Here is a 9,941-nt window from a genome sequence, read left to right as displayed (position 1 = left end):
AAAACGCAGAGCAGCGATTCTCCAATAACAGGAGAATCGCTGCTCTGTTGACGTTTTAAACTTTTAAGAGGATAGAGAGACTATCTCCGCTAGTAGAATATCTACTTATGGGACAGCCCCTACAATGTGATCAACTAGCTTAGAATAAGCAAGCTTTAGTGATGATAACCAGCAAGATGAAGAGTACCAGAATAGCTCCTGTTGAAGTAAAAGGACTACACACTGGACCTACTGCTGCTGGGCTTACTACTGGACCAACGTTACAACCACAACCATGTTCAAATCCCATGTTCAATTCCTCCTAATGATTAATGACTACAGCACAAGATATGTAAAAAGGAGATAAGCCGTTTGGGCGAATTGGCAAACAAATGCTATTCACCTAATGAATTAGGTAGGCACAGTCGATAAACAGGATATAAACACGAAGGAGGTGCAATATGGATATAGCCGCATTATCAATGGCAATGAGTCAAGCATCCCTGGCCCAAAATGTGGGGATACAGGTCATGAGTATTGCTAAAAATCAGGCTGAAACCCAGAGTCAAATGATGGTGGAGATGCTGGGTAAAAGCGTTGCTCCGAATTTAGGAAAAACACTTGATATTAGTGTTTAATTGCTTTATGATAAGGACACATAAGAACACTCGTTCTTATGTGTCCTTATGTTTTTTACTTTACATAGCCTTCGGGCTTTTCTTTTGCTCATTTATACGAACATACGATCCTATAACTGATTCTGAATGAGGTGAATGATATGAATAACATGAAATCCTATTATCAAATGACTGCGCTGGAGAAGTGGGCAGAAGATTTATACAAGCGTCTGAACCTTACTCAGCCTTCGCAAATTTCGATTACTTATATTGCAGAGCGACTTAATATTTGGGTTCATTATTTGGATGTAAGAAGCAAGAGCATCGAAGCATCAGCAGGGATGTACACCATGTTTATTGACAACCGGCTTCCAGCCAGCCTTCAACGGCTGGAGTTTCTCCATGAGCTCTGTCACCTTCTCCGCCATGGTACTAATCATATATTGATGCCAGAACATTTTACGCGGGCACAGGAGGATGAATCCGAGCGTTTTATTCTTTATGCTGCTATGCCCTACTCCATGATCTCCCGCATGACATTGCCTGAGCAACGGGAAGATGCGATCAGCTATCTTGCAGCAGAATTTCAAGTGCCAAGCGAGCTGGCTTTACAACGGATTGATCAAATTCAAAGACGTGTTTTTCAGGGACAATTATTGGCCGTGATGGGAAGAAACGAAGAACGATTAACACATATTCAATAATGACTGCGGAGATAATAAGGGGAGTCGCAATGAAGGACCATTAATAATGGTGGTGGAATTTCTCGCAAGGGGGAACGATATGGAAGCCATTAAAGTAATTGAATTATTGATGACTCATCCAGATTATAATGTAGATGCAGTACACCCCGAAATTCCGGATTTTGTTGGGATCGAGTCGATTGAAGTGGATCATGAAACGGGGACCTTCTCCATTCTATTACAAGAACCCAAAGACGACTGAAGATGATTTGTGTAAGTTCATAATAAAAAGGCAGCAAGTATAGTATACCCAGGCAATTCTTTACCTACGCGGGTTTAACTATCGGTGGGAAATTTGCTGCCTTATTTGTAATAATAAGCTCTCTGTTATGCGGATACAAACTGAATCACACCAATAAGAGTTAGAATGAGGAATAGACCCACAAACCCCCAAATAATAAACCATAACATTCTCAGACCTGGTGGCTTCGGATTAGTATGATTCTCCAATACCTTAATTCGCCGCTCCAGCTCCTGTATTTTTTCTTCTTGCTGCATCATTTTCTTCCTCCCTTCTAATGTGTAGATTACAAGATACAATAGAAATGACATACCAGTCATAATATTATCTTATAATATATACATTTTATCTAAATGGAGGGAATTTATGAAGAAAAAAACAAAAATATTTTTAATTTCCCTCATTATAATATATGGAGTAATTTCCTTAGTTCTTCACTCCTTTCGAAATCAGATGAACAATGAGGTCATTCATTATTTGGTAGATGCGAGAGATTATAAGAATGAAGATCTCTATAAAGTCTATACCCAGATTGGTAAGGCTCCCGTCGTAAGTACAACGGTAATCTTTGCAGATGAACTCTATGCAAGATACTTTTATAGAAAAGAAAAGGATCGTATTTATCAATATAGCATGGCCCCTGTAAAAGGGTTTGATCCAAACTATACATATAAACATATTGAGGAGACCCTCCCGTAAAGGGGGAACTTCTATTATAAAGGCGCGATTGTCTAGCAGTCATGATTATGGCTGCTGGGGAAATCGCGCCTTTTTTAGATTCTAACCCTTGATCTAGACGCTAACAAATTTTCTCAGGAACATAATGTGACCAAATGCCGTCCTAAATGGTGTTATAGGTAAAGGGGGCATAGAATCATGCAACGATCCATGACCCGGCCGGGTAATCATGTGATAAAGAGTTACGAAATTTACGCAGATATGCTGTTCCGGATTGCCTTGGTCCATTTAGGCAGCCGCCAAGATGCCGAAGAAGCCACTCAGGATACCTTCATCAAACTGATAGAAAAAGCACCAAAGTTCAAAGACACTGAACATCAGAAAGCATGGCTGATCCGGGTAATCACCAATCATTGTAAAACATTACTGGGCAGAGGCTGGCGCAAGCGCGAGGTTAAGCTGGAAAATGCTGAGCCGATTGCGGTAGACACCCCCGAGGATTTGGCTCTACTGCAGTTAGTTATGGCGATGCCTATGAAGTATAAAACCGTAATCCATCTTTATTATTACGAGGACTATCCCATCCAGGAAATCAGCAAGATTCTGCAGATTAGTCAGTCTGCCGTGAAGATGAGACTTCAGCGGGGACGGCAACTGTTAAAACTGGAGCTGGAAGGAGTGGAATCACAATGAAAGAAGATCAGTTTCGAATATTATACAAGAAAGCGGTGGATTCTATGAAACCAGGTGAAGAGATGAAAAAAGAATTGATCGACAAACTGGAGCAAACGCAGGAGCGGAAACGTCCACGCAAGACGGTTTATATTGCGGCAAGTATCGTCCTCGCCGCCGGGATCGGCTTGGCTGCACCTAATATATGGCAGCAGTTAAATGGCCAGAGTACCCAAGGGCAGATTGCTCAGGTAACTCCGGGTCCAAGCGAACCAGGCAATTCTGGCACAAATGCGCCCGGAAGCATTGTCATTCCCAAGCTGGAACTGCCGGATACCAAGTCTGGCTTTATGGCAGATATGATCGCTCTAGTCGTATATAAAGATAACATTTATACACAGTCTGCGACTCGAATCAACGCAGCCGATGCTGCCGCTCTGCGCGGTGACAAGCTGGGACGTACTACAGGTGGCATCGATGAATGGAGCGGTAAAGACAAATATATTGAGTTAGCTTCTAACATCGGCGAAACGGATATCTATTCCGTAAAGGGATATGATTCCAATTTCCTGATTATGTCCTATTTGGAAATCAACGGCGAGGTATTCGCCGAACTATATGAGCATACAAACGGGATCACCGTAAACAGTGGCGCAGATCTATTTGGCAAGCTAAATCTTGAAGGTCGATTTACTTCCGCACAATGGGAAAGCTTCGACAGCTGGAACAACGGACAGCAGCAGTACACACCGCTCGCTGACGACGAGGCGCTTAATGGCTTCTTGAAGGCACTCCAAGCAGCCAAACCGCTGGCAGCAGAGCCTCTTATCGCGCAAGGCATCTACGACAGCGAAGACCGCAAGGTCCTCTATCTACAGTTGGATGACAACGCCCGGGTAGAGCTGACGCTGTTTGGTCAAGGGCTAGTACGTTACGGCCAGGCGCCGGTATTCTTCGAGGTCGAGTCCGGGACATTCCAGCAGCTATGGGATAGCATGAAACCATAGGAAGGATGGTCGAAAACCGAGAGTACAGCGATTGCGACAACGATCGGGACAACTTTTCGGACGCTATACCCATTAGAGAAGTCTAGCTGGATACAAAAAAAGGCGCTGCTTCAAAACCATTTCATGGCTTTGCGACAGCGCCCTTTTTGTGTTGCTGTATGGTTTGCATTGCACCATGCCAGAATATCAGATTCTAAATAAAAATCCATATATTGCCAAAAATTTTTATGTAGTAGAATGATTTTGTCGATTAATATATATGTTTAAGAAGGAGTGATTAGAAGGGTGCAAAAAATAAAGTTATAGCTGGTGACTATGAAGGTAAAGTAATAATGTCTACTCTTGGAATTGTAAATTTGCAAACTGGTTTTTTAAAAACAATCACAATAGACAAAAACACTGTAGAGGATTATGAGATAATGGACGAAACTCATTCCAAAAGTGCTGTAAGTGCTGTGGGAAGAGGATTAGTGGGAGGGTTTCTACTCGGACCGGTTGGTTTACTCGCTGGCCTTTCAGCTAAGAACAAAGGAGTTCATATAATTGCAGTTCAGTTCAAGGATGGAAAGAAGAGTTTAATAGAGATAGACGAAAAAATTTACAAAGCTTTTTTGAAGAGTTGTTTTTAGAGAAAGTACATAGTGTAAAAGAGCCGTTGTAGGTTAATCCTATGATAGCTCTTTTACATGTTCAATATCCCTATGATAGGGACTCAAGAAAGGAACGCCCTGCTATCGGCTGCGCAACCAACAGTTCAATCCAAAATGCTATACCAAAGTTTCTTGGCCAGATGTGGAGGAAGTTTTTAAGTGGCTCTAGGCTTATTTGTTTCGTCCCAACCCATGTGCCGATAATCGATAGTAAAATAGATAATACCGTAACATTCAATAAAGTATTCAATAGCAGTACCATGTCCTATATCAATCAAGACCTTTTTCAGATGTCCGAATTACCCACCCAAGCATAACTCCACTTACTACTGCGACTATTGCTGTGTGTTGTAATCTCCACTCCCGTTCCCCTGCTCTTTCCCGCAACATAAAAACCCCCGGACAGGTCCAAGGACAAAATAAAAGACACGCCTATTAAGACGTGCCTTGCTGCGCAGTATGGTCCTTAAGAACCTTTGAAAATTATTACTTATAGACTTCATTTGCTAAAATAATAACTTGTTCCTCATTGGGGGACTTCCCTATTTGTTTCGTATTTTCAACCAATCGAAAAATATTACCACAACATTGCTTAGCACCCATTACTAATAAAGGAACACCAATAAAATCAATTTTTAATCCTCTTGAGAAGAACCCTCCGATTGACATCAGGATGGGCACCGTGGGTGAAGTATTAGAGAATATTATTTTTTCTTCAAAATGATGTTTACTTTCAAGTAATAAACTTAGGTCTCTTAATGCTGGGACTACAAGTTTTGATGACTTCCGACCGATTGTATAAACGGAGTCTCCATTTTCATCAATTCCGTGAAAAATAATCTTACCAAAATCATTTTTCGTTAACTTATTGAAAAATTTAACATTCAATATTTCCTCTGTCGTTAATTTTCGCTCAGACTGAGTAATTTGTTTTAAATGATACGCTGCTGCTAAAGATGTTGTATGTGTCCCACCATAATCATTATAGATATAAATCATAATATCATTCCTTCATATTTTTTCTATTATGATTATATCCATTTTTTTATGATGTAATTCGTTTAATTAATTTTAAAACTACTAACTGTGTCTGAGGGCAAAATAAAAACGCCGCAATGAGCGCAAGCTACTCTATCTATTCTGCAACGCAAGCTTCATGATATTCATCTTTTTTCATTAGTCTGTAGTCACAGTAATTTTCGTATACAGCGCAAATAAATGTATACACCCGTAACCATTAAAAATAACACACTGATATATAGAAATTGCCACAGACCAAGGATATTTACAGAGTGGGACGAAATGGCCATTACCAGCAGTATGCAGATTCCGAATGTAATATCACATAGCAAGGGTTTCACCATCATCTTTAAGTTCACCTTTTTTAAGCGTAATACTTTTATATTCCAAACAGAGGCCACTACTTCAAGCAATAGTATTGCAATCGCAGCTCCCTTATATCCAAAGCCGGGGATCGCCACCAAAATATATTGGACGATGATTGAACACGCAATTCCAGAAAGAATTCCTAGGAACGGGTTTTTTCGAATCTCCTGTGCCCATAGAATACTGGTGGAAATCTCCCGAAAACCAACGATAAGCGGGATTGGGGCTAAGTATCTAATCACTTGGCTTGCACTGCCAACATCAAAGATGTAAATAGACAACTCGTCCGCGTAAACAAACAAAAATAAACTCGTTAGACCTCCCCATAACCAACATGTGCATATGGCTGTATTACAAAGACTAATGAATTTTCTCTGATTACCCTGCTGCCACTCTGCAACTATATGACTGGTTAAGATATGACTCAATGCTCCAATAAACAATGTAGGCGCATAAACCACAATAACAGCCATTCCATAAATAACTCCGTATATAGCAGTAGCTTCAGACGCACTGTTTCCTGCTGCAACCAGTCGACTAGGAATTATAAGAGCATCAAGAAATTCTGAAAATGGAATTAACAGGCGGGTAGCTGAGATTGCTAACGAAGTATTCACAAACCAAGACGTCGTTAATAATTGATCTGGAGTCCGGTAAAAGGAGATATCCGCTTTTTTAAGAGAAATGAATAAAGTCAATATAATGAACGAGAGGAACGCACCAAAAAAAGTACTGTATAGTCCATATCCAACTGCCCGTTCTACGCCGAGCGAAAATAGATGTCCGACAATCAACAGCATGAATACAGTTCTAAACGCTTGCTCAGCGATCTCAGAAAGGGCGATGATCCCGACTTGTTTCATCCCTTGCAAGTATCCTCTTACCAGCCCCAGAAGCGGCACTATAAATAATGATAGAGCAAGACTGCGAATTGCATATTCAAGTCCAGAGTTACCAAGCAACTTACCAATAGCAGTTGAATTCTTAAAAATGCACAGACTAAGAACACCACCCGATAGGACAAGGCATAGTAATACCATCTTTAAAATTCTCCAACCCTGCATAGGTGCTTTCGCTGTTGCAATAGCAAGTGTCGTTTGAAAACCGCTGGTTAGCATCAGAATGAAGCCATAAAAGGAATAGGCAATTTGATACAGTCCTATTCCCTCAGCACCAACAATTCTTGTAAGGATCACACGGCCGGCCAGTCCAATCAATTTCACTATGAACATGGCACCGGCTCTGATCATGAATTGATTGAGAATCCGTGGTATCCTCATGATTTCCTCCAGCATAACTATAGGTTCTTATCACTATATTTATGACAATGAATCCCTGATATGCTGACAAGCATTAACTTACTCAATCTTTAATGTGAAATAACTGATATTTCGTATTGCGGTCCCACCCCAAATCAAAAGGAACTCGATAACGGTCTGCTGTGTGGGAATTGACCAAAGGGTAGCCATAATCATCAAACCCGACAACGACAGAAAAATGGTCCGTATCGTTATTGCGCAAAATATAACCGATAAGATCACCGGCCTGGAGCTGAGAAATGGCTCCCTCGGGATATTTTTGTGAAGGGGTCACGATATGATGGTAATCTCCTTTAGCAATCAGCCTTCCGTAGCCGGATCTGGTTAAAAAATTGCTAAATGCATCCGTTTGCACCCATGTTCGCGTTCCTCCTGAACTCGGATAATACCGCCAGCCTCCCGCCATGTTCAAACCTCCACCTTCCTCCGGGTCGCCAATAACTTGTGAAGCGAAATTAGTACAGTCTCCGCCCTTACCTGTGTAATCCAGGTACTTTTTATTATAGCGATGTTTGTTCCCCGCTCCCCACGCGGCACCAGCGTATTTATTAGCGTAGTTCACAGCCCGTTTACGCTTATATGATGTTCCGTCCGCAAGTTCGGGCTTTGCTCTGGCTGCTGAAGTCGCTCCAACAAATCCATCTGAAATTTTCCCAGGGTCCTCATCCAGCGGATCGAGATACCATTCCTTGGCGATCTTCCAAGTCTTTCCGCTCTTTTTTAAGGTGAGAAAGTGCCTCGTTCCAACACCGAAGACATGCTCCGACATGACTTTATTGATGTACATATATCCGACTTTGTGAGATTGAACTAGGGAAATCTGGGCTTTGTCATTAACGATGTTCTGGCGAATGATACGAATATTGACCTCTGAGCTCACCAATTTCAGTGCCCTTTTCTCAGCCCAAGTGTTTACATACTCCGCGCGCAAACGCTCATGCTGCAGTGCCACTTGGCTTACTTTTTCCGGAAGATAATATTTATCGATGGAATTCATATGTGGATAGATCAATGCTTCCGCCCGATCCTTGAACATTTCGTTCAGAAAAGCTTCAATTTCATGCTTATCCGAATCAGCCTTTACTCTGGATACCGGAAAATACAATGTTGCCGTTAATATAATGACTACAGCAGCATAGAACCCTCTCCTTGTGAAACTTTTCATAGATTCCCACCTATCTTCGTAAAGATAACCAATCTTTATTCATGTCCTTTTTTCTTTCTGCTGTATCTTCCTGTACAGGTGATAAGGTTCATTCGGTATTCATCTGTCTTACTGAATATCCGTTCCACTGGTGCTTCTGCTGGGGTAAAAACCTCTGTTGACACGACAGTATAGATTAACCGGTGTTTTTTCTTGTCAGAGACAATAATTCGGTCTCCTGGCCTCAGTTTTTTAAATTGTAAAAAACCGCTGACCCTGTATAGCTATCCACATGTCCATCGATAATAACATTTCCCTTTTCCCCGGGTAAAATTCCCGGGATATAGAATGCCCGTCAAATCAGTGTCTTTAGGCACATCTATTTGACCATTGGCAAGGATGGTGACGGGCCTGATTTTTGACTTTACAGATATTAATTTCTATAGTATCCGGCAAAAATTTCACCGGTGAGACTTCGGATTTCTTGATATCCATTATCTTCGGCTTCTGTGAAGGAGCTGGCGTAGAATTTGGGGATCAGCGTTTCCTCTTTCTCTTCGTTTCTGGGCTGGTTATCAAAGCAACCGGCAAGATTAGTACAAATAAATATCACAAAAAATGCAGCTGATCATTTTCTCATATTTTAAAAAAGAATGAGAAAAAAAATGATCTGCCCCCTTTCATCTTCCTATCCGTTTGTTCGCTGGAACCACCAAAACCTGATTTTGGCAGTTCTTTTCTTCATTTGACACCCTCCTTAAAATATTTTCCCCAAATTATACTATCTCCACAAAGATTGTTTTTATTGAAGTGAATTCTTCCCATTAGTTTTAACTTCCATTATCTTCCATAAACACAAAGAAACGATTGTTAGGCTTGATTCGAAAAAGGGGGGAATATTTCTATCATTGAAGTGGAAGCAGTGAACACTGGCGATCGCATCGTCCACGTGTTTCAAATTACCTGCGGAAATCTTCTTGCCAGCCTTGGCAATCTGCTCAGGCGGGGTACCGATGGCTTTCACGATATCTTCCTTAGTCAACACGTCCTCAGCAATGTCCACAAAATCCTGCAGCGCCTCCCTAATGGTCTCCGCATCGGTTTCATCCCCCTGTTATAACTGTCCCAATTAAAAAGAACCGAGTTGAGGGCATCCTGCGCCGCCCAAAATTCTCGGTTCTTCCGGTTCTTATGGTATTTATCAGCGACAGCACCCTTTTCGATCAGGCCCAACGTTTTGGCTATTCGGCTCAAGATTCCCTTGGATACCTCCTCTTCCTCCTCGATCTCTTCCCGCTTCCCAACACCCCACATACTAAATCCGGTGATCTCGCCTTTTTTGATGGCTTCCCAAGTGTCGTCGTCTGTCACCTTCACGGCTGCCACCCAGGAACCCTTTACTATCTGCTGATCACCGAGCGTCATACGTGCAACTCTCCGTCTCGTGGTTAGTTCTTTGTGGCAAAAAAAGAAAAGCGGGCATATAACTATCCTGACTGCAAAAA

Annotated in this window: 15 protein-coding genes and 1 pseudogene; 7 read left to right on the top strand and 9 right to left on the bottom strand. The window is 41.7% G+C overall.

Features of this window, described 5'->3' with window-relative positions:
- Window positions 1–139 precede the first annotated feature (139 nt).
- A complete protein-coding gene (locus tag L1028_RS28555; protein WP_234541399.1) occupies window positions 140–289 on the bottom strand; it encodes a YjcZ family sporulation protein in 150 nt (49 codons plus the stop codon).
- 151 nt (window positions 290–440) lie between these two features.
- Between L1028_RS28555 and L1028_RS28550 the strand changes: the two genes are divergently transcribed.
- From L1028_RS28550 to L1028_RS28540, 3 genes are all read left to right on the top strand, one after another.
- Window positions 441–617, top strand: coding sequence for a YjfB family protein (locus L1028_RS28550; protein WP_082651349.1), 177 nt, complete (start codon window positions 441–443; stop codon window positions 615–617).
- 140 nt (window positions 618–757) lie between these two features.
- Window positions 758–1,300: an ImmA/IrrE family metallo-endopeptidase gene (locus L1028_RS28545; RefSeq protein WP_234541398.1), complete on the top strand. Its 543-nt coding sequence runs from the start codon at window positions 758–760 to the stop codon at window positions 1,298–1,300.
- A 79-nt stretch (window positions 1,301–1,379) separates the two neighbouring features.
- Window positions 1,380–1,541 (top strand): hypothetical protein, encoded by a 162-nt coding sequence (locus tag L1028_RS28540; protein WP_170880221.1) that lies wholly within the window; start codon window positions 1,380–1,382, stop codon window positions 1,539–1,541.
- A 125-nt stretch (window positions 1,542–1,666) separates the two neighbouring features.
- Here the strand turns inward: L1028_RS28540 and L1028_RS28535 are convergent, their stop codons facing one another.
- Window positions 1,667–1,840: a hypothetical protein gene (locus tag L1028_RS28535; RefSeq protein ID WP_234541397.1), complete on the bottom strand. Its 174-nt coding sequence runs from the start codon at window positions 1,838–1,840 to the stop codon at window positions 1,667–1,669.
- Window positions 1,841–1,946: 106 nt separating this feature from the next.
- Here L1028_RS28535 and L1028_RS28530 point away from each other — a divergent pair, with 106 nt between their 5' ends.
- The 4 genes from L1028_RS28530 to L1028_RS28515 all read left to right on the top strand — a co-directional run bounded on the left by L1028_RS28530 (window position 1,947) and on the right by L1028_RS28515 (window position 4,566).
- A complete protein-coding gene (locus L1028_RS28530; RefSeq protein ID WP_234541396.1) occupies window positions 1,947–2,279 on the top strand; it encodes a DUF3139 domain-containing protein in 333 nt (110 codons plus the stop codon).
- Window positions 2,280–2,456: 177 nt separating this feature from the next.
- Window positions 2,457–2,951 carry an RNA polymerase sigma factor gene (locus tag L1028_RS28525; RefSeq protein WP_234541394.1) on the top strand — a complete coding sequence of 165 codons (495 nt, stop codon included), beginning with the start codon at window positions 2,457–2,459 and terminating at the stop codon, window positions 2,949–2,951.
- On the top strand, window positions 2,948–3,937 hold the full coding sequence (locus L1028_RS28520) for a hypothetical protein (protein ID WP_234541393.1): 990 nt from the start codon (window positions 2,948–2,950) through the stop codon (window positions 3,935–3,937). Before L1028_RS28525 ends, L1028_RS28520 begins: the two co-directional genes overlap by 4 nt.
- 332 nt (window positions 3,938–4,269) lie before the next feature.
- Window positions 4,270–4,566 (top strand): hypothetical protein, encoded by a 297-nt coding sequence (locus tag L1028_RS28515; RefSeq protein WP_234541392.1) that lies wholly within the window; start codon window positions 4,270–4,272, stop codon window positions 4,564–4,566.
- Window positions 4,567–4,636: 70 nt separating this feature from the next.
- Here the strand turns inward: L1028_RS28515 and L1028_RS31815 are convergent.
- From L1028_RS31815 to L1028_RS28490, 7 genes and pseudogenes are all read right to left on the bottom strand, one after another.
- A pseudogene (locus L1028_RS31815) lies at window positions 4,637–4,843 on the bottom strand (DUF2798 domain-containing protein); the annotation flags it as partial.
- 230 nt (window positions 4,844–5,073) lie between these two features.
- Window positions 5,074–5,586 carry a DUF3189 family protein gene (locus L1028_RS28510; RefSeq protein WP_234541390.1) on the bottom strand — a complete coding sequence of 171 codons (513 nt, stop codon included), beginning with the start codon at window positions 5,584–5,586 and terminating at the stop codon, window positions 5,074–5,076.
- Between the two features lie 188 nt (window positions 5,587–5,774).
- Window positions 5,775–7,253, bottom strand: a complete 1,479-nt coding sequence (locus tag L1028_RS28505) for an oligosaccharide flippase family protein (RefSeq protein WP_234541388.1) — start codon at window positions 7,251–7,253, stop codon at window positions 5,775–5,777.
- 82 nt (window positions 7,254–7,335) lie between these two features.
- On the bottom strand, window positions 7,336–8,457 hold the full coding sequence (locus tag L1028_RS28500) for an amidase domain-containing protein (RefSeq protein WP_234541387.1): 1,122 nt from the start codon (window positions 8,455–8,457) through the stop codon (window positions 7,336–7,338).
- Window positions 8,458–8,492: 35 nt separating this feature from the next.
- Window positions 8,493–8,663 (bottom strand): class F sortase, encoded by a 171-nt coding sequence (locus L1028_RS31810; RefSeq protein WP_423803102.1) that lies wholly within the window; start codon window positions 8,661–8,663, stop codon window positions 8,493–8,495.
- A gap of 575 nt (window positions 8,664–9,238) precedes the next feature.
- Window positions 9,239–9,478 carry a hypothetical protein gene (locus L1028_RS28495; RefSeq protein ID WP_234541386.1) on the bottom strand — a complete coding sequence of 80 codons (240 nt, stop codon included), beginning with the start codon at window positions 9,476–9,478 and terminating at the stop codon, window positions 9,239–9,241.
- Window positions 9,475–9,861 carry an XkdF-like putative serine protease domain-containing protein gene (locus L1028_RS28490; protein ID WP_234541385.1) on the bottom strand — a complete coding sequence of 129 codons (387 nt, stop codon included), beginning with the start codon at window positions 9,859–9,861 and terminating at the stop codon, window positions 9,475–9,477. Before L1028_RS28490 ends, L1028_RS28495 begins: the two co-directional genes overlap by 4 nt.
- Window positions 9,862–9,941 lie beyond the last annotated feature (80 nt).

Origin of the sequence: Paenibacillus pseudetheri, assembly GCF_924513355.1 — a bacterium.
In the GTDB taxonomy this organism is placed as follows: Bacteria; Bacillota; Bacilli; order Paenibacillales; family Paenibacillaceae; genus Paenibacillus_AQ; species Paenibacillus_AQ pseudetheri.
Note: the sequence above shows the minus strand (reverse complement) of the source record. Positions and strands in the feature narration are given on the sequence as shown.

Coding starts and splice junctions, on each gene's coding strand:
- L1028_RS28555 (WP_234541399.1), bottom strand. CDS start 289: ATGGGATTTGAACATGGTTGTGGTTGTAACGTTGGTCCAGTAGTAAGC.
- L1028_RS28550 (WP_082651349.1), top strand. CDS start 441: ATGGATATAGCCGCATTATCAATGGCAATGAGTCAAGCATCCCTGGCC.
- L1028_RS28545 (WP_234541398.1), top strand. CDS start 758: ATGAATAACATGAAATCCTATTATCAAATGACTGCGCTGGAGAAGTGG.
- L1028_RS28540 (WP_170880221.1), top strand. CDS start 1,380: ATGGAAGCCATTAAAGTAATTGAATTATTGATGACTCATCCAGATTAT.
- L1028_RS28535 (WP_234541397.1), bottom strand. CDS start 1,840: ATGATGCAGCAAGAAGAAAAAATACAGGAGCTGGAGCGGCGAATTAAG.
- L1028_RS28530 (WP_234541396.1), top strand. CDS start 1,947: ATGAAGAAAAAAACAAAAATATTTTTAATTTCCCTCATTATAATATAT.
- L1028_RS28525 (WP_234541394.1), top strand. CDS start 2,457: ATGCAACGATCCATGACCCGGCCGGGTAATCATGTGATAAAGAGTTAC.
- L1028_RS28520 (WP_234541393.1), top strand. CDS start 2,948: ATGAAAGAAGATCAGTTTCGAATATTATACAAGAAAGCGGTGGATTCT.
- L1028_RS28515 (WP_234541392.1), top strand. CDS start 4,270: ATGTCTACTCTTGGAATTGTAAATTTGCAAACTGGTTTTTTAAAAACA.
- L1028_RS28510 (WP_234541390.1), bottom strand. CDS start 5,586: ATGATTTATATCTATAATGATTATGGTGGGACACATACAACATCTTTA.
- L1028_RS28505 (WP_234541388.1), bottom strand. CDS start 7,253: ATGAGGATACCACGGATTCTCAATCAATTCATGATCAGAGCCGGTGCC.
- L1028_RS28500 (WP_234541387.1), bottom strand. CDS start 8,457: ATGAAAAGTTTCACAAGGAGAGGGTTCTATGCTGCTGTAGTCATTATA.
- L1028_RS28490 (WP_234541385.1), bottom strand. CDS start 9,861: ATGACGCTCGGTGATCAGCAGATAGTAAAGGGTTCCTGGGTGGCAGCC.